Source organism: Paraburkholderia sp. UCT70, from assembly GCF_050434085.1.
Lineage (GTDB): Bacteria > Pseudomonadota > Gammaproteobacteria > Burkholderiales > Burkholderiaceae > Paraburkholderia > Paraburkholderia tuberum.
Genome location: NZ_JBNPVZ010000004.1, coordinates 1,491,562 through 1,509,254, shown reverse-complemented (window position 1 = coordinate 1,509,254; position 17,693 = coordinate 1,491,562). Strand labels below are relative to the sequence as shown.

The window sequence follows — 17,693 nt, the reverse complement described above, 5'->3', positions numbered from 1 at the left end:
TCTGACGATAGCGATGATCGAGTCCCTTCTGCGCGTGCTGGACTGGCAGCCGCTCTATCGGCTGTGGGAACTGATCGTGATCATCGTGAAGTTTCTGTGGGAGCTGTTGCAGTTGCTGAGCGGTGGCGGGTAACGAATGCGCCGGCCCATGCCCGCGGCGCCGGATTGCCATTGTGCGGACTCAACGCGCGAAGCAGTAATCCTGCGGGCGCACGCGACGCGTACGCTTGCGAAAGCTGAACGTGAAGCCGGGCCAGATCGCGGTGACTTTGCCGCTCTGCGTTTGATACCAGCTGTGGCAGCCGCTCGTCCACACCGCGTGCCGCATCTCCTGTTGCAAACGCGCGTTGAAATCGCGCTGCACGTCGGCGCGCAAGGTCATCGTGCGCGCATTCTGTTTGCGCAGCACGCGCAGGCAATCGCCGATATACCGCAGTTGCGACTCGATCATGTAGATCATCGAGTTATGGCCGAGCCCCGTGTTCGGGCCGACGATCATGAAGAAGTTCGGGAAGTTCGCGATGCTCGTGCCGAGATAGGCCTCGGGGCCATCGCGCAGCCATAGCGAGCTGAGGTCGGTGCCGTCGAGGCCGGTCACTTCGAACGGCGCGGGCACGTCGTTGACCTGGAAGCCGGTGCCGCAGATGATCGCGTCCGCGCGGTGATGCAGACCGTCGTCGGTCACGATGCCATCCGCGACGATCTCGCGGATACCGCTCGTCACGACGTCGACGTTCGGCTGACAGACGGCCGGGTAATAGTCGCTCGACAGCAGCACGCGCTTGCAGCCGAGCCGGTAGTTCGGCGTGAGCTTCGCGCGCAGCGCCGGGTCCTTGACGCGTCGCTGCAGATAGCTGAGGCCGAACTTCATCGGCATCTTCATCAGCTTCGGATTGACGACGAACGCGATCCCACGCGACTCGAGCTGCCAATAGATCGCGCTGCGAACGAAGCGCTGCGTGAACGGCAGCGTACGGAACAGCCATTGCGCGCGCAGGCCGATCGGCTTGTCGCGCTTCGGCATCACCCACGGCGCGGTGCGCTGGAACAGAGCCAGATGCGCGACACGCGGCTGGATTTTCGGCACGAACTGGATCGCGCTGGCGCCGGTGCCGATTACCGCGACGCGTTTGCCGTTGAGCGGATAGGCGTGATCCCAGCGCGCCGAGTGGAACAGCTTGCCCTCGAAACGTTCGATGCCGGCGATGCGCGGCAGCGCGGGACGCGACAGCGGACCGTTCGCGGCGATCAGCACGTCGGCCTCGACGATTTCGCGCGCGCCGTTCGTGTCGAGCTCGACGAGCCAGATCTGCCGCGCTTCGTCGAAGCGCGCCGCGCTCACTTTCGCATTGCAGCGCACGTAGCGATCGACGCCGTACTTGCGCGCGCAGTGCTGCAGATACGCGAGAATTTCGGCCTGGCTGCTGAACGAGCGCGACCACGCCGGATTCGCCTCGAACGAGAACGAATAGAGATGCGAGGGGACATCGCAGGCCGCGCCGGGGTAGGTATTGTCACGCCATGTGCCGCCGATGCCGCTGGCGGCTTCATAGACCGTAAACGACGTGATGCCCATTTGCTGCAGACGGATGGCCATGCCGATGCCGGCAAAGCCACTGCCGACGATAGCAATGCGCAGCGCGGTGGATGAAGCGGAAGGGACAGGCGTCACAGCGGTCTCCGGCACGGGGCGAAAGCGGCGGGTGAAACGATAGCGGCTACGGCGCGCTGGACTCGCGCGGCGCGACGGGCAGGGGCGAAATCGCGCGTCTACAGCTGTCTACACACGGCTTAACGCGCAGGGTAGACAGACGCATTGATCGATTACGCGGAACGTTTCATCGTGCGGCTGTTTGCGGGGGCGGTCGTGCTCGCGCAGCACGAGGGTAGCCAGGCGGAGTCGGCGCGGGCCTGACTCGAAAAAAGGCGGTACACAAAACCGGCAGGCAAAAAACAGGCTCCGCGAAGGAGCCTGTCTTTTCATTCGACGCGGATCGATCGGGTTCGATCAGGTATCGGTCCAACCGCCGGAATCGTCGTTGCTGCCCATGTCGATGCCGCCGCCGCTGCCGTCATCGTTCCAGTCGTTCGAACCCTGACCGAAGTCGAGGCCGCCGCCGTTTCCGCCGTCGTTGCCGCGCCGGCGCAGTTCGTCGGGGTCGACGATCACGTCGCGCTCGACTACGCGGTCACGCCCATGACCGAGCGCCTCGCCAAGCAGCACGCCGGTCAGCAGACCGCCCATGCCGCCACCCATGCCACCGCCTTGCTGCACGATGACCTGCGGCGGCTGCTGATAGGGACCCTGTTGCGGATACGGCGGTTGCGGGTTGCCGAAGCGCTCGGCCTCCTGCGCGTACGTCGATTGCTGAGCGCTGCCCACGGACGCGGCGGTTGGATCGGGCCGGCCGTCGGCGCGCGCGCGCAGGCTCGCGATGCGCTGCTCGAACTCGTCGAGTGCATAGGGCGGCAGCGGATTCTTGCCGTTCGACAGCGTTTCGACGGCGCCGCGCAACTGTTCTTCGGTCGCTTCCACGTCTTTCTCGAGCAACTCGTGACCCGGCGCGGTGGACAGCTTCACGTCGAGCTTGATCGAACGCACCGTGTTGAGCATGTCGGTGGCGCGCTTCAATTGCGCGCGGCGATCCTCGTCGGCGCGCGTGTCTTCCTGGCTGCGCGCGCGGCGCAAGGTCCAGCGCAGCACGAGCGCGATCACCGCGATCAGAACAATGATACCGATCCACATACCCACCCCCGGACCATGCCGTTGTTGCGCTTGTGACATCATCGCCGACTGTTGCTGCACAGCAGGCGCATTCTGCTGCGCGAACGGATTCGCGGCGTGACGGGTGACGTTGCCGCCCGCGCGTTCCGCGTCGCGGCGCAGGCGCGCTTCGGTTTGCGCGAAGCGGCCCGGGTCGGTGAAGCGGATCTGCGGATCGAGCGTCTTTGCCTGTTGGACCTGCGCGAGCGCCTCGGCGGAACGGCCTTCGCGATCGAGCACCTGGGCGTACAGATAGTGCGCGTGTGCGTTGTTCGGATGCGCTTGCAACACTTCGGTGAGGCCGGCGTCGGCCTGCTGCCAGTTGCCCTGCGACATCGCCGATTCGATTTGCTGGGCGGTCGGCACCGCGAACGCCGCGGCCGACACGAGCAGCAGCGAAGCGAAGGCGGTTGCGAAAAGTTTTTTCATTTGCGGACCGGGCGGGGCGCGCCCGTCTCCATCAGTCGATTGCGGTGGCTGCCTGTGGCGGCCGGTATGCCGGTGCGTTCAGAAGCGAGCGCACCGGCATGTACTGCTACTGCTGTCATTGCTGCGTGTACTTGCTGCGAGGAAGTACACGCATCGAGCATTTACTGCGCCGGCGTATTGAGCTGCTTCTTCAGCGCTTCGAGCCGGTCGTCGACGGACGGGCCGCGGTTCAGATCCGCGAGCTTGTCGTCGAGCGCCTTGCCGCTTTTCTCGTCGGCGGAGTTCAGACGTGCGTCGGAACGCGCGTTCGACAGCGCGACTTTATCTTCGAGCTTCTGGAAATCCTCGGACAGGTTCGTGCCGCCGATGCCGCCGAGTGCGGTGGCCGCGGTATCTTTCGCCTGCGCGATCTGCTGCTTGGCTTGCAGGATGTTCGAGCGCCCGTTCAGGTCGTTGCGGCGCGTGCGCATGTCCTCGATCTGGCTCTTCAGTTGCGCGACCGACGGCTCCAGCGAAGTCAGTTCTTTGGTCAGCGCATCGCGTTCGGCTTCGGCCGTGGCCTGCGCGCTGAGCGCTTCACGCGCGAGCGCTTCGTCGCCGGACTGCAGCGCACGGCGAGCACCGTCTTCATACTTCTTCGCCTTGTCCGCGGCAACATCGCGCTTGCTTTGCTGGGTGGCGACCTGCGCCTGAATCTCGATCAGCGAGTTTTCGGCCTTGCCGATGCTGTCGTCGAGTTCGCGCACGATCTGGCGCGAGTCGCGCGACGGATCCTGCACCGAATCGGCCGCATCGTTCAAAAGACCTTTGAGCGTGCGCGAAATGCTGTCAAAAAGCGACATGAAAACCTCCAGAGAATGTGAGCGGCGCCGACGATGCGTGCGCGCCTGACTGCCTTGAACTACTGCTACTTTACGCCGCCGTGCGCCATGCTGCGCAACGTTCGGACCGGAGTTCGGGGCGCACTTGCCAATTGCAATAGCGCGGTCCGTTTTTGTTGAGGCGCAATGCCGGTTGAGGATTGCCTGGATGATGGAAAGCCGCGATGGGCATGGACTTGACGGCGGATATTACACCATCAGCTGTCTTAAAGATGGCTTAAACGATGCGGCTAGCCGAAGACTCGAACGATGCGCGAAAAGCCGCTGTTTGCGGGTGTGGGCGGGCGTTACCGAGCGGTGTTTCACGCAGGTGTCACTGATGTAACGATATGCAACGGGGACTCGCTGCGTACGCTCGCCTGCATCGCTCGGATGCAGTGATTGCGGCTCGGTGCGCAGTAATTTTCCGTCACGCTTTCCGTCACGCGAAACGGCCGCCTTCGGCGCTTGGGTCGCTGTGCGGTTCGTCGTCGTCGGAGTCCTGGTCGTTGGGGCGGCGCTTGAGTGAGTTGCGCAGACGCGCCGACCTGCCGGGTAGCCGTTTCGACGCGGCGTCGTCGATTGCGTCCGCTTCGGCGTTTACCGCGTTTTCGGCGGCTCGTGCTGCCGTCAGACGCGCGACGGCTTCGGCGGTGGCCGCGGCCTGTTCGTCCTGCCCGGCGGCGAGCGCGGCGGCGACACCCGCGGGAAGCAGCGGGGCGGGGGCATCCGCAGCGTCGGTCGCGAGAGCGGGGCGACCGGCTTGCTGCATCGAGGGCGAATCCACGGCATCGGCCGCGCCAGCCGCCGCCGGAGCCGCCGCGTCTTTCTCATCCGCTTGCAGCGCTACCGGCAGCGCGGCGCGCGCATAGCGCGTACCGCGCGCGACGCGCTGCAGCGCCGCGTTCAGCGGATCGGGCGCGCGCGGCGCGCGCAGCCGGTCGACGATGCTCGCGGCCTTGACCTGTTCGCTGGTCGCGCCGAAGCTCAGCACCGCGCGCCGCATCAGTTCACTCACGCTGATGCCCAGATCCTCGGCAGTCGCGGTGATCGCACGTTTCTGCGCGGTCGTGACGAATACGACGATGCGCTCACTGGGCTTGGACATGATCGACTCGCAGTCTTGTTAGCATGGGCGGATCGGCGCGTGCCTCCGGATACGGTGTCGGAACCCGTCATCGGAACTGCCGTTGGATCCCGCCGTTGGGGTCCCCGTCGCGCGCATCGAGGGACGCGCGCGGGGTTCATCATATGACGAGTTGCGCCGCCACGGAACAAGCGCGGTGCGAAAATCCCGTGACATCAATGAGTTGTAGTGTTTGCGGCCGGTTTGTCCACAGCCCTTTCAACAGAAAATGTTGATAACCCCGCATATGCAGCGCATCGCACGCTGCAATGCGCGCTGCGCGAAATTACAGACCCTTACCAGAAAAAGGCGGCCGGCGAAGGGAATTCTTACAAAAAAACTGCCTTGGACCGCTGCCGATTTCTTTAAAATGCGCTGTTACGTTGCGCCGGACATGGTCCGAGGCGTGCCGTGCGGCCGGCCGGGGGCGAGGTCCGCAGGGCGGCGTACGTCCCGGCCAGGATGTCGAACACGACCCATGCGCGCGCCGCGAGCGCGTGCAGACAGGCGCGCAGTTGCGGGCCCATTATTCCAGTCATGCCAATCATCAAACGACCGCATTCCTCGAACTCTCCGGCCGGTGAAGACCGGGACTCCCACCAACGCACCCCTGGACGCAATGCCGCCTCGCGCGAGCCCGAGCGCGGCCGTCGTTCGATCGGCGCGTCGCTCGTGCTGTGGTTCTTCGGCCTGATCGCGACCGTCGCCGTGGTCGGGGCGCTGATCGTCGGTTATGCGCTCGTCGTGATGGGGCCGCAATTGCCGTCGCTCGACGCGCTGACCGACTATCGCCCGAAAGTTCCGCTGCGCGTCTACACCGCCGATCACGTGCTGATCGGCGAATTCGGCGAGGAGCGGCGCAGCCTGGTGCGCTTCCAGGACATCCCCGACCAGATGAAAAAAGCGGTGCTCGCGATCGAGGACTACCGCTTTTACGAACACGGCGGCGTCGACTTCGTCGGCATCCTGCGCGCCGGTTTCGCCGACCTTGCGCATGGTGGCGCGTCGCAGGGCGCGAGCACGATCACGATGCAGGTCGCGCGCAACTTCTTCCTCTCCAGCGAGAAGACGTACACGCGCAAGATCTACGAGATGCTGCTCGCGTACAAGATCGAGCGAGCGCTGACGAAAGACCAGATCCTCGAGCTGTACATGAACCAGATCTATCTGGGCGAGCGCGCGTACGGCTTCGCCGCGGCCGCGCGCGTGTACTTCGGCAAGGACCTGAAGGACCTCACGCTGGCCCAGGCCGCGATGCTCGCGGGCCTGCCGAAGGCGCCGTCCGCGTACAACCCGGTCGTCAATCCGAAGCGCGCGAAGATCCGTCAGGAGTACATCCTGCGACGCATGCTCGAGCTGAACTACATCACGCAGCAGCAGTACGACCAGGCCGTGAAGGAAGAGATTCACACGAAGAATTCGGGCAACGAGTACAGCGTGCACGCCGAGTACGTCGCCGAAATGGTGCGGCAGATGATGTACGCGCAGTACAAGGACGAAACCTATAGGCGCGGCCTGAACGTGACCACCACGATCGATTCCGCCGATCAGGACGCCGCGTATCGCGCGGTGCGCAAGGGCGTGATGGACTACGAGCGGCGCCACGGCTATCGCGGACCGGAAGGCTTCGTGCAGTTGCCCGAGGCGGGCGACGACCGCGACCAGACGATCGACGACGCGCTGACCGATCACCCGGACAACGGCGAGATCATCGCCGGCGTGGTGACGGACGCGAGCGCGAAGCAGGTGGTCGCGCAATTGGTCGACGGCACCCAGGTGACGGTGTCGGGCGACGGCCTGCGCTTCGTCGCCGCGGCGCTGAGCCCGCGCGCAAACGCGACGCTGCGCATCAAGCCGGGTTCGATCGTGCGCCTCGTCGCCGACGACAAGGGCAACTGGCAGATCACGCAGTTGCCGCAGGTCGAGGGCGCGCTCGTGTCGCTGACGCCGCAGGACGGCGCGATCCGCGCGCTGATCGGTGGTTTCGACTTCAACAAGAACAAGTTCAACCATGTAACGCAAGCGTGGCGGCAGCCGGGTTCGAGCTTCAAGCCGTTCATCTATTCGGCGGCGCTCGACAAGGGGCTCGCACCGGCGACGATCATCAACGACGCGCCGCTGTACTTCCCGCCGAGCACGCCGGGCGGCGACGCGTGGGAGCCGAAGGACGACGACCAGCCTGACGGTCCGATGTCGATGCGCCTCGCGCTGCAGAAGTCGAAGAACCTCGTGTCGATCCGCATCCTGTCGTTCATCGGCACCAGGTACGCGCAGGACTTCGTCACGCAGCGCTTCGGCTTCGACGCCGACAAGACCCCGCCGTATCTGCCGATGGCGCTGGGCGCGGGCCTCGTCACGCCGCTGCAATCGGCGGGCGCGTACTCGGTGTTCGCGAACGGCGGCTACCGGATCAATCCGTATCTGATCAACGAAGTGACCGACGCGCGTGGCGTGGCGATCTCGCGCGCGCAGCCGCTCGTCGCTGGGCACGACGCGCCGCGCACGCTTGAGCCGCGTAACGCATACATCATGAACAGCCTGTTGCACTCGGTCGCGACCGCGGGTACGGGCGCGGGCACCAACGTGTTGAAGCGCTCGGACCTGCAGGGCAAGACCGGTACGACCAACGACGCGAAGGACGGCTGGTTCGCCGGCTATCAGCAGTCGCTGGTGGCGGTCGCGTGGATGGGCTACGACCAGCCGAAGAGTCTCGGCAGCCGCGAATTCGGCGCGCAGCTCGCGCTGCCGATCTGGGTCGAGTACATGCAGCGCGCGCTGCGCGGTGTGCCACAGGCCGAGCCGCAGCAACCCGACGGTGTGACGGTGATGAACGGCGAGCTGTTCTTTACCGACAAGTTGCCGGGGCAAGGCTTCGTCGCGAGCATCGGTCTCGATTCGGGCAATCCGATGGCCGGCGCGACCGATGCGGTGGGCGGTGTCGGCCCGGCGGGCATGACGCCGCCGGTGGTGCCGCCGCCGAGCGTGTCGACGACCGAGAAGAAGCAGATTATGGATCTGTTCGAGTCGAACAAGCCTTGATGTCTCGGATGGCGGATGCGCGGGGGGCCACGGATTCTTAAGCGATACGGGCACGGTCCCGCTCTCGCCGCATACCGTCATGTCAGCGGCGAAACACCTCGACGCGAGGCACATCGTCGGAAAAAGCGGACTGAAGTGCCCACTCCTCGTAGCGTTTCGCGCCGGCAAGATGCTCCGATAACTTCATGGTCAGATCATGCCAGGCTGAATCGCCTTCCGGCACGGTCATGGTACGGCCATCGTCTAGCCGGACGAGCAATACGATCGAATTTCCAAGCCATTGTTCTGACCGCGTAGCGACGATTTCGCAAATATCTCCCCAGGCAATGTGTTGCTCGCCTTGCTGATTTGTCACGACGAGACCCTTATCGCTCAGGGATAGAGCGAAGGAGAATCTGCGTGACGGCAGACGTCCTAGCGGCCAGGAGTTGATCCGGCTCATTATCATGTCGTAGCTCTATTTCCATTTGATTGGGGCGAGGCGCCAGATATTCTCTGCGGCCTCCTTGCCGACATTGTGGCCGAGCCAGCTCGCCATCATTCCACCGGCAATACCCCCCAGCACAATTGCCCCGCCTTCCGCCAACTCTCCTACGACCGGAATCATCAACGATGGCGCGGCCCATGTGCCAGCCCATGCCGCGCCAGCCGCCGCACCTGCCCACATGCCTCCCGTGCCCGCTGCCAATCCACCGATGGCTCCTGCAAATTCCTCAGTCGCTACTCGCTCTTAAGAATCAGTTAGACGGGATTGCCGATCGCGATCCGGACTTTGATGTCTTCATCGTCATTCGATCAGAGACCGGTCATTTGCCTCTCGAAGCGCAACGGTCGCAGTGTCTATCTGAGGCGCTTGCTCGTCTTGAGCCCGAGTTCAAAAGCTCGCAAGAGTGGGCAAGTCCTTTCGCGCCTCAAGCATGCATCGATCTGATAGCACGATTCAGTGATCGATAAACACCGTTGAGGCGCTGCAGAGCACGTGTCCTGTGGCTTGCTTCTGATTCGTTTCGCACCGTACAAACAAATCGTATTAGGTTCAATGCGTTAGCCCGTTGTTCAGACAGTTTTCAACAGGCTCATCAACACGAACTGGGGATAAGTGCGCCGCGTTCCGTACGGAATCCGGGATTTAGTTGGATGTCGCCGTGTTCGTCGTCCCAACCGATGCAGGCGCAGAAGCCGAAGTCGCCGCAGCCGATGATGCGCCGGCCTGATCAACCGGCGGATTCCCCATCGCCTGAAACAGCGCGGCCGTATCCGTCAGCCGCGCGCTCATATAGCGGATCTCGTCGAGCTGCGCGTTGCGCCATTGCTGCTCGCTCGAACGCGTCGCGGCGACGGGCAGCGCGCCGAGCCGATAGCGCGCCGAGGTCTCGTTGAACACGCCCTGTGCAGAACGCGCGGCGACGTTCGCGGCGTCAAGCGACTGCGCGTCGTGCTCGAGTGAGGCGAGCGTGTCGGCGACGTTCTGAAACGCGGCCAGCACGGTCTGTTTGTACTGCGACACGCTCGCTTCGTACGTGTGCTGTGCCGCGCGGCGCTGCGCGAGCAGCGCGCCGCCATGAAACAGCGGTTGCGACAGCGACGCGCCGATGCTCCAGATCGCCCCCGCACCGGACATCGCGACCGGCCAGCTAAACCCGCCTTGTCCCATCGATGCCGACAGCGACAGACTCGGGAACATCTGCGCGGTGGCGACGCCGACATCGGTCGCGGCGGCCTTCAGCGCGGCGTCGGCGGCCTCGATGTCAGGCCGCGTGCGCAGCAGCTCGGACGGCACGACCACCGGCACCTGCTCCGGCACATGCAACTGCGCGAGATCGATGTCGTCCGGCGCGGCATCGGGCGTGCGGCCGAGCAGCACCGCGAGCGCGTGACGTGTGGTGAGCCACTGCTGCTTCAGCGCCGGCAGACTTGCCGACACGCTCGCCGCGCTCTGCTGCGCGTTCAGCAGATCGGCATGCGATACCGCGCCGAGCGCGAAGCGCCGTTCGGTATCGCGCGCCTGATCATTGGCGAGGACCACGAGCCGCTCGGTCGTGTCGATCTGAGCATGCAGCGCGGCGCTCGTGATCGTCGCGGTCACGATGTTCGCGGCGAGCGCGCGCCGCGCCGCCTCGAGCTGGTAGACCTGCACGTTCACGCGCGCGGCGAGCGCCGTGTTCGCGAGACGCGCGGCGCCGAACAGATCGAACGTGTAGTGCGCCTGCAACTGGCCGACGAACACGTTGTACAGAAACGTGTTCGGTCCGATCTCGGGGATCGCGAGCGCGCGATTGCGGGTGGCCTGGCCGCCGGCGTCGATGGTCGGCAGCAGCGAGCTGCCGACCTGCGCGCGCAATTGTTCGCGCGCGGCGGCGAGACTGCGGTCGGTCGCGTCGAGCGTCGGACTATTGCGCAGGCCTTCGTCGACGAGCGCGTTCAGCGCATCCGAGCGGTACAGCTTCCACCATTCGGGCACCGGCTGTGCGCCGGTCACGAACTGCTGCGTGACGCCCTGCGCGGGCACGGTTTGCGTCGGTAGCGGCTCGGCACCGTAGTGCGCGGGCTGCGGCATCGCGGGCGCGTCGCCGTTAGGTCCGAACGAGCAGGCGCCGAGCATGCAGGTGATGCTGGCGATGCTGGTGGCAAGCGTGATACGGGCCAGCGCGTCGAAGCGCGCGCGGCGGTGGCGGGAGAGGGCGGGAATAGTCATGCTCGTGCTCATGCTCAGTTACCCGTGTGCGTGGCGCCGGCACCGGACGGCGTCTGCGGCTCTCGCTCGTCGGCGCGTACGCGGAACGACGCGGCGTACAACGCGGGCAGATAGAACAGCGTGAGGATCGTCGCGCTCGTGATGCCGCCCATCAGCGCGGTCGCCATCGGCCCGAAGAAGTTGGAGCGCAGCAGCGGGATCAGCGCGAGCACGGCGGCCGCGGCGGTCAGCGTGATCGGCCGGAACCGCCGCACGGTCGCGCCGACGATCGCATCGAAACGCTTGTGCCCCGACGCAATGTCCTGCTCGATCTGATCGACGAGAATCACCGAGTTGCGCATGATGATGCCGAACATCGCGATCACGCCGAGCATCGCGACGAAGCCGAACGGCTGGCCGAACAGCAGCAAGGTGAGCACGACGCCGATCAGGCCGAGCGGCGCGGTCAGGACGACCATCAGCACGCGCGCGAAGCTTTGCAGCTGGATCATCAGCAGCATGAGCACCGCGATCACCATGATCGGAATCTGCGCGTTGATCGAGGTTTGACCCTTGGCGCTTTCCTCGACGGAGCCGCCGATCTCGATCCGGTAGCCGACCGGCAGCGTCGCGCGGATCGGCGCGAGCGCGCGGTCCACCGCGTGCGTGACGTCGATGCCTTGCGCGCCGGCCGACACGTCCGACTGCACGGTGATGGTCGGCTGACGGTCGCGTTCCCAGATCACGCCGTATTCGAGGTCGTTGCGCAGATGTCCGAGCGTGCCGAGCGGCACCGGCCCGTTCGGCGTCGACATCGCGAGCGCGGTCAGCTGCGACGGGTCGACGCGTTCGGCGCGCGGCGCGCGCAGATCGACGCTGATCAGCTTGTCGCGCTCCCGATACTGCGTGACCGTGTAGCCGGACATCGTCATCGCGAGAAAGCTGGCGATGTCTTCGGACGTCACGCCGAGTTCGCGCGCGCGTTTCTGGTCGATCTCGAAGCGCACCGAGCGCTCGGCGGGTTCGTCCCAGTCGAACTGCACGTTGCGCGTGCCGCGATTGGCGCGCATCGTCGCGGCGACGCGTTCGGCGATCGAGCGCACGGTCGCGATGTCGTCGCCGCTCACGCGGAACTGCACCGGATAGCCGACCGGCGGCCCGTTCTCGAGGCGCGACAGGCGCGTGCGGATCGCCGGGAAGTTGTTGAGCAACTCCGGTTCGAGCCACTGCGCGAGCTTCTCGCGATCCTTGACCGACTTCGCGGTGATCACGAACTGTGCGAAGTTCGGCTGCTGCAATTGCTGATCGAGCGGCAGATAGAAGCGCGGCGCGCCGGTGCCGACGAAGCTGACTGAGTGATCGATTTCAGGCCGCCCTTTGAGAACCTGTTCGAGGCGCTGCGCCTGGCGCAGCGTTGCATCGAACGACGCGCCTTCGGGCAGCCGCACATCGACCAGCAACTCCGGCCGGTCCGAGCTCGGGAAGAACTGCTGCGGCACGAGCGAGAAGGCGGCCATCGCGAGCACGAACAGCAGCACGGTGATCGCGAGCACGACGAAGCGCCGCTCGATGCACCAGCCGATCCAGCCGCGCAAACGCGTGTAGAAGCGCGTGTCGTAGATGTCATGTTCGTGATCGTCAGGCTCGTGCGCATGGCGCTTGCGCTCGGGCAGCATGTGATAGCCGAGCAGCGGAATCAGCACGACCGCCGCGAGCCACGACGCGATCAGCGCGATCGCCGACACCTCGAAGATCGAGCGCGTGTACTCGCCGGTGCTCGACTTCGCGAGCGCGATCGGCAGGAAGCCGGATACGGTGACGAGCGTGCCGGTCAGCATCGGAAACGCGGTGCTGGTGTACGCGAAGGCCGCGGCGCGCGTGCGGTTCCAGCCTTGCTCGAGCTTCACCGACATCATTTCGACCGCGATGATCGCATCGTCGACGAGCAGGCCGAGCGCGAGCACGAGTGTGCCGAGCGATACCTTGTGCAGGCCGATATCGAACAGGTACATGCACAGCGCGGTGACCGCGAGCACCACCGGAATCGAGATCACGACCACCATGCCGGTGCGCACGCCGAGCGACACGAGGCTCACGATCAACACGATCCCGACCGCTTCGGCGACCGCTTCGAGGAAGTCGTTGACCGAGCGCGCGACCGCGTGCGGCATGCTCGATACTTCGACGAGATTCAATCCGGCGGGCAGCGCGGCGCGCAGTTGGGTCATCTGCTGGTCGAGCGCGCGGCCGAGGCGGATCACGTCGCCGCCCGGCTGCATCGTCACGCCGATACCGAGCACGGGTTTGCCGCCGAAGCGCATCTGCGTGACGACCGGGTCGTCGTAGCCGCGCTTGATCGTCGCGATGTCGCCGAGACGGAACGTGCGGTTGTTGATGCGGATCAGCGTGTCGGCGAGCGCGCCCACGTCGTTGAACTGGCCGCTCGGGCGCACGAACACGCGGTCGTCCGTGGTGGTCAGCGTACCCGCGGGAGCGATCGTGTTCTGCGCGTTGATCGCCTGCCCAAGCTGTTGTGGCGAGATGCCGAGACGCGTCAACTGCGTGTTCGCGATCTCGATGTAGATGTGCTGATCGGGATCGCCGAAATAGTCGACCTTGCCGACGCCCGGCACGCGCAGCAGCACCGAGCGTAGCTGGTCCGCGTAATCGTGCAGTTGCGCGGCGGAAAAGCCGTCGCCTTCGAGCGTGTAGATGTTGGTGTAGACGTCGCCGAATTCATCGTTGAAGAACGGGCCCTGGATGCCCGGCGGCAAGCTCGTCGCGATGTCGCCGACTTTCTTGCGCACCTGGTACCACGTCTCGGGCACCTGGCTCACCGGCGCCGAGTCCTTCATCGTGAAGAAGATCAGCGATTCGCCGGGACGCGAGTAGCTGCGCACGAAATCGATGTGCGGCGTTTCCTGCAGCTTGCGGCCGATGCGATCGGTCAACTGCTCCTGCACCTGGCGCCCGGTGGCACCCGGCCAGTACGTGCGGATCACCATCACGCGGAACGTGAAGGGCGGGTCTTCCGACTGCGCGAGCCGCGTGTAGGCGAGGATGCCGAACGCGGTGGCGAGCGCGATCAGGAATACGACCAGCGCCTGATGACGCAGCGCCCACGCGGACAGATTGAAGCGTCCTTCTTCGTGCGACGTGCTCATGAAGCGAAGTCCTCGGGATGCAGCGGCGCGATCGCGCGGACTTTCTGGCCGGCGCTCACGGTGTGCACGCCTTGCAGCACGACGCTTTCGCCATCTTTCAGGCCGTCGCTGACGACGAATGTGCGCTCGTAGTAGCGCGTGACGGTCACGCGACGCAGCTCGACCGTGTTGTCCGCGGCGCGCACGACCCACACGGCCGGTTCGCGCCCCTCGTGAAACAGCGCGGTGACCGGCAGCGTGAACACGCCGTGCTGCGCGGCGGCCGCGGCGAGCGGCACGGCCGGCGTGACGTCGGCGGTCATGCCGAGGCGCACGTCGGCGCCGGCATCGAGCAGGGTCAGACGCGCGCGCCAGGTGCGGCTTTGCGGATCGGCGGCCGGCGACAGCTCGCGCACGCGTGCGCCGAGCTTGCGGCCCGGCAGCGCGGCGAGCGTGACGCTCGCGTTCTGGCCGACCGCGAATGCGGCGAGCGCGCTTTCGGGCACGTCGCACAGCACGTCGACGTCGCCGCTCCACGCGAGGTTGTAGACGGCCTGACCCGCCGACACGTTCTGGCCCGTGTCCGCCTGTTCAGCCGTGATGACGCCCGCATGACCGGCGACGAGCGTCGTGTACTGCAACTGGTTCTTCGCGAGTGCCGCCTGCTGCTGCGCCTGATCGCGCTGCGCGAGCGCGGACGCGTAGGCGTTGGTGGTCTGTTCGAGCTGCGCGGGCGCGATCAGGTTCTCTTTGGTCTGCGCCCTGTCGCGTTCGAGCTGCTGCTGAGCATAGACGAGGTTGTGCTGCGCGGCGTCGAGCTGCGCTTGCGTGCTCGCGGCGTTTTTCTGCGCATCGGCCGGGTCGAGCAGCGCGACGACTTCGCCGCTTCTCACCCTGTCGCCGAGCCGTACCCGCCGCTCGATGATCTTGCCGGCGACGCGGAACGACAGCGGCGTCGAATAGCGCGCCTGCACTTCGCCGGGCAGCGACGCCGCCTGCAGCGCGTGGCCGTCCGCATGCACGGCGAGCGCGACCACCGGGCGCGGCGCGGGCGTCGCGGCTTCCTTCTTCGAGCAGGCCGCGAGCGCGAGCACGCCTGCCAGCGCCAGCGCGCAGGTCTGCCTGGAGAAACCGCGGTGAGAGGATGGGGGAGACTGCTGGCGCATCGCTGACGATGCGGGAGAACCGGGACGCTTCACAATTACCCCAACTGGAGACAGCGAACGAACACGGCAAGCCGCGCGGCCCGCCAGCGAAGACCCACATGCCGCGTCATGCTAATGGCATACAGGGATGGCTTTGAATGACGAAATGCATTCTAATACAGTCATGTATCTGAATGTCTAGATGGATTTGAATTCTTTTGGGTGCTAGGCTTGCGGCCATGAAACGTCAAAGACTGACAAGAGAGCAGAGCAAGGACCAGACGCGGGAGCGGCTGCTCGATGCCGCGCAGGCAACTTTCATGAAGAAGGGCTTCGTCGCGGCGAGTGTCGAGGACATCGCGGCGGCGGCCGGCTATACGCGCGGGGCGTTCTATTCGAACTTCCGCAGCAAGACCGAGCTGTTTCTGGAGCTATTGCGGCGCGATCACGAAGCGATGCAGGCGGGCCTGCATGCGATCTTCGAAAGCGCGGCGTCGCGCGAGCAGATGGAGGCGCGCGTGCTGCGCTACTACAGCTCGCTGCATCGCGAGAACAAGTGTTTTCTGTTGTGGGTGGAGGCGAAGCTACTGGCGGTGCGCGACGGCCGTTTCCGGCTGCGCTTCAACGCGTTCATGCACGAGAAGATCGAGCAGTTGAGCGCCTATGTGCGCGAGTTCTCGGAGCGCGTGGGCACGCCGATGTCGATGCCGCCCGAGCAGCTCGCGATCGGCCTGATGGGTCTGTGCGACGGCGTGCAGTTCTTCTACACCGTCGATCCGCAGAATGTGCCGGCGGAGATGGCCGAAACGGTGCTGGCGGGGTTTTTCTCGCGCGTGGTGTTCGGGCGCGATGCGTAACGGTAGACGTTCAGCCTGGAGGCGCGGATGCGCGAATGCGCGACCCGGAGGGATCGCGCATCAGATACGGTTCAAGGCGGAAAAATCATTCGACCGGCAGTCGCGCGCAGGCCTCGGCGGCGGGCGCCGCGCACGCGAACGCGTATTGGCCGCTGGCGTCGAGGATTTTTTCCCCGGCGTGCAGGGCAACCTTGATATCGGGGCAGCGCTCGTAACCGATATAGGCCGAGCTCGCGGCGGCCGACCAGCAAACCAGCGAAAACGCGATCTTTTCCAGCAGACGAAAACGATGTGGCATGGCGATGTAGCGGTAACTTTCTGGGCGCTATCTTACCAGTAGACTAGGGTTTATACCTAGCTAAAATCCACGATAGACGCCGTAATAGTGGCGCGATGGACACGCCGCGCCGAATCTGACCGGAATGTCATGTCTGGGTCAGGGTTGGGACATGTCCTATAGCTAGAATCGGTTGCGTTGGGCGGACCCGCGCGCGCCCATGCGGCGCGGGTCGACACAGGCGGCAACGGTTGCGCCGGCCCGGCTTTACCGAGGCAGGAGTCGTCCCATGAATCAACTGCAGTCGATGCGCGTGTTCGTCAAGGTTGCGGACCTCGGCAGTTTCGTCGGCGCGTCGGGCGCGCTGGATCTGTCCACCGCGGTCGTCACGCGGCACGTCGCGGATCTCGAAGCGCGGCTCGGCACGCGACTGCTGAACCGCACCACCCGCCGTCTTTCGCTGACCGAATCCGGCGCGACCTATCTGGAGCGCGTACGCCACATCCTCGCCGATCTCGAGAGCGTCGAGCAGATGGTGGTGGCGCGCAATCACGAGCCGGTCGGCACGCTGCGCATTGTCGCGCCGGTCGTGTTCGGGTTGCACAGTCTCGCGCCGGTCGTGCAGTCGTACGCGGCGCGCTATCCCGACGTCGTGCCCGACGTCACGCTCGCCGACCGCCACGTCGATCTGGTCGAAGAGGGCTTCGACGTCGGCATCCTGGCTGCGCGGCACATGCGCAGCGCGAGCATCGTCACGCGGCGGTTGACGACCGGCTACATGACGGTTTGCGCGACGCCCGAGTATCTGGCGCAACACGGCACGCCGAAGCGCCCCGAGGATCTGCTCAGGCATTCGTGCCTGAGCAGGCCGGCCGAGCAGGGCGGCGAGGAGCGGTTGTTCAATGGGCCGGACGGCGAAGTGCGGGTGCGGCCGACCAACGCGATCGCGGCGAACAACGCCGAGATGCTGCGGCAGTTCGCGCTGCTCGGCATGGGCGTGGCGATCCTGCCGAGCTACCTGATCGGCCGTGATCTGACGGCGGGGCGGCTCGTGCGTCTGCTCGACGCGTACAGTCTGCCGCCCATCGAAATCACGATTGCGTATCCGAGCCGGCTGCATCTGCCGGCGAAGGTGCGGACGTTCATCGACCATCTGGTCGAGCATTTCCAGCCGGAAAGCGCGCAGGCGCGGGATTCCCGTAGCGTGGCGCCGGTGCGGGTGGTGGCCGGGGTGAGCGGGTCCGACGCTCCGATGGCGCGAGAGACCGCCGACGACGCGCTCGGAAACAGCCGCACGACGCGCCGTGTGACGCGGGTGGCGCGCGCGCGGATCGCGGCGTCGTCGCAGTTCTGACGTGTGAGGTGAGGCGAGGCTGAAT

Annotated in this window: 13 protein-coding genes and 1 pseudogene; 4 read left to right on the top strand and 10 right to left on the bottom strand. The window is 65.5% G+C overall.

The genetic code is table 11. The annotated features are described in order from the left end of the window. Positions 1-181 precede the first annotated feature (181 nt). Positions 182-1,672, bottom strand: a complete 1,491-nt coding sequence (locus tag OKW41_RS32510) for a flavin-containing monooxygenase (protein WP_429575188.1) — start codon at positions 1,670-1,672, stop codon at positions 182-184. Between the two features lie 138 nt (positions 1,673-1,810). Here OKW41_RS32510 and OKW41_RS32505 point away from each other — a divergent pair. Continuing rightward, positions 1,811-1,915: pseudogene (locus tag OKW41_RS32505) on the top strand (TetR family transcriptional regulator); the annotation flags it as partial. 93 nt (positions 1,916-2,008) lie between these two features. Here the strand turns inward: OKW41_RS32505 and OKW41_RS32500 are convergent. The 4 genes from OKW41_RS32500 to OKW41_RS32485 form a co-directional block, all read right to left on the bottom strand. Further along, a complete protein-coding gene (locus OKW41_RS32500) occupies positions 2,009-3,193 on the bottom strand; it encodes a tetratricopeptide repeat protein (protein WP_429575187.1) in 1,185 nt (394 codons plus the stop codon). 161 nt (positions 3,194-3,354) lie between these two features. Further along, on the bottom strand, positions 3,355-4,035 hold the full coding sequence (locus tag OKW41_RS32495; RefSeq protein ID WP_429575186.1) for a PspA/IM30 family protein: 681 nt from the start codon (positions 4,033-4,035) through the stop codon (positions 3,355-3,357). A gap of 460 nt (positions 4,036-4,495) precedes the next feature. Then, positions 4,496-5,161 (bottom strand): hypothetical protein, encoded by a 666-nt coding sequence (locus OKW41_RS32490; protein ID WP_429575185.1) that lies wholly within the window; start codon positions 5,159-5,161, stop codon positions 4,496-4,498. A gap of 383 nt (positions 5,162-5,544) precedes the next feature. Beyond that, a complete protein-coding gene (locus OKW41_RS32485) occupies positions 5,545-5,718 on the bottom strand; it encodes a hypothetical protein (RefSeq protein ID WP_429575184.1) in 174 nt (57 codons plus the stop codon). Between OKW41_RS32485 and OKW41_RS32480 the strand changes: the two genes are divergently transcribed. Then, positions 5,717-8,218 (top strand): penicillin-binding protein 1A, encoded by a 2,502-nt coding sequence (locus OKW41_RS32480; RefSeq protein WP_429575183.1) that lies wholly within the window; start codon positions 5,717-5,719, stop codon positions 8,216-8,218. The genes OKW41_RS32485 and OKW41_RS32480 overlap by 2 nt on opposite strands. 82 nt (positions 8,219-8,300) lie before the next feature. On the opposite strand, the gene OKW41_RS32475 is transcribed toward OKW41_RS32480, so the two are convergent. The 4 genes from OKW41_RS32475 to OKW41_RS32460 form a co-directional block, all read right to left on the bottom strand. Next, the gene (locus OKW41_RS32475) at positions 8,301-8,660 is read right to left on the bottom strand and encodes a hypothetical protein (RefSeq protein WP_429575182.1); all 360 of its coding nucleotides are present in this window, start codon (positions 8,658-8,660) and stop codon (positions 8,301-8,303) included. A 687-nt stretch (positions 8,661-9,347) separates the two neighbouring features. Continuing rightward, the gene (locus OKW41_RS32470) at positions 9,348-10,913 is read right to left on the bottom strand and encodes an efflux transporter outer membrane subunit (protein ID WP_429575181.1); all 1,566 of its coding nucleotides are present in this window, start codon (positions 10,911-10,913) and stop codon (positions 9,348-9,350) included. A 14-nt stretch (positions 10,914-10,927) separates the two neighbouring features. Beyond that, positions 10,928-14,056: an efflux RND transporter permease subunit gene (locus OKW41_RS32465; protein ID WP_429575180.1), complete on the bottom strand. Its 3,129-nt coding sequence runs from the start codon at positions 14,054-14,056 to the stop codon at positions 10,928-10,930. After that, positions 14,053-15,201 carry an efflux RND transporter periplasmic adaptor subunit gene (locus OKW41_RS32460; protein WP_429450198.1) on the bottom strand — a complete coding sequence of 383 codons (1,149 nt, stop codon included), beginning with the start codon at positions 15,199-15,201 and terminating at the stop codon, positions 14,053-14,055. Before OKW41_RS32460 ends, OKW41_RS32465 begins: the two co-directional genes overlap by 4 nt. Positions 15,202-15,419: 218 nt before the next feature. Here OKW41_RS32460 and OKW41_RS32455 point away from each other — a divergent pair, with 218 nt between their 5' ends. Continuing rightward, positions 15,420-16,037 (top strand): TetR/AcrR family transcriptional regulator, encoded by a 618-nt coding sequence (locus tag OKW41_RS32455; RefSeq protein ID WP_429575179.1) that lies wholly within the window; start codon positions 15,420-15,422, stop codon positions 16,035-16,037. A gap of 85 nt (positions 16,038-16,122) precedes the next feature. Here the strand turns inward: OKW41_RS32455 and OKW41_RS32450 are convergent, their stop codons facing one another. Beyond that, positions 16,123-16,335: a hypothetical protein gene (locus OKW41_RS32450; RefSeq protein WP_429575178.1), complete on the bottom strand. Its 213-nt coding sequence runs from the start codon at positions 16,333-16,335 to the stop codon at positions 16,123-16,125. Positions 16,336-16,603: 268 nt separating this feature from the next. Here OKW41_RS32450 and OKW41_RS32445 point away from each other — a divergent pair, with 268 nt between their 5' ends. Next, positions 16,604-17,668: a LysR family transcriptional regulator gene (locus OKW41_RS32445; protein WP_429575177.1), complete on the top strand. Its 1,065-nt coding sequence runs from the start codon at positions 16,604-16,606 to the stop codon at positions 17,666-17,668. Positions 17,669-17,693 lie beyond the last annotated feature (25 nt).

Coding starts and splice junctions, on each gene's coding strand:
- OKW41_RS32455 (WP_429575179.1), top strand. CDS start 15,420: ATGAAACGTCAAAGACTGACAAGAGAGCAGAGCAAGGACCAGACGCGG.
- OKW41_RS32500 (WP_429575187.1), bottom strand. CDS start 3,193: ATGAAAAAACTTTTCGCAACCGCCTTCGCTTCGCTGCTGCTCGTGTCG.
- OKW41_RS32470 (WP_429575181.1), bottom strand. CDS start 10,913: ATGACTATTCCCGCCCTCTCCCGCCACCGCCGCGCGCGCTTCGACGCG.
- OKW41_RS32465 (WP_429575180.1), bottom strand. CDS start 14,056: ATGAGCACGTCGCACGAAGAAGGACGCTTCAATCTGTCCGCGTGGGCG.
- OKW41_RS32495 (WP_429575186.1), bottom strand. CDS start 4,035: ATGTCGCTTTTTGACAGCATTTCGCGCACGCTCAAAGGTCTTTTGAAC.
- OKW41_RS32480 (WP_429575183.1), top strand. CDS start 5,717: ATGCCAATCATCAAACGACCGCATTCCTCGAACTCTCCGGCCGGTGAA.
- OKW41_RS32475 (WP_429575182.1), bottom strand. CDS start 8,660: ATGAGCCGGATCAACTCCTGGCCGCTAGGACGTCTGCCGTCACGCAGA.
- OKW41_RS32450 (WP_429575178.1), bottom strand. CDS start 16,335: ATGCCACATCGTTTTCGTCTGCTGGAAAAGATCGCGTTTTCGCTGGTT.
- OKW41_RS32460 (WP_429450198.1), bottom strand. CDS start 15,201: ATGCGCCAGCAGTCTCCCCCATCCTCTCACCGCGGTTTCTCCAGGCAG.
- OKW41_RS32445 (WP_429575177.1), top strand. CDS start 16,604: ATGAATCAACTGCAGTCGATGCGCGTGTTCGTCAAGGTTGCGGACCTC.
- OKW41_RS32490 (WP_429575185.1), bottom strand. CDS start 5,161: ATGTCCAAGCCCAGTGAGCGCATCGTCGTATTCGTCACGACCGCGCAG.
- OKW41_RS32485 (WP_429575184.1), bottom strand. CDS start 5,718: ATGACTGGAATAATGGGCCCGCAACTGCGCGCCTGTCTGCACGCGCTC.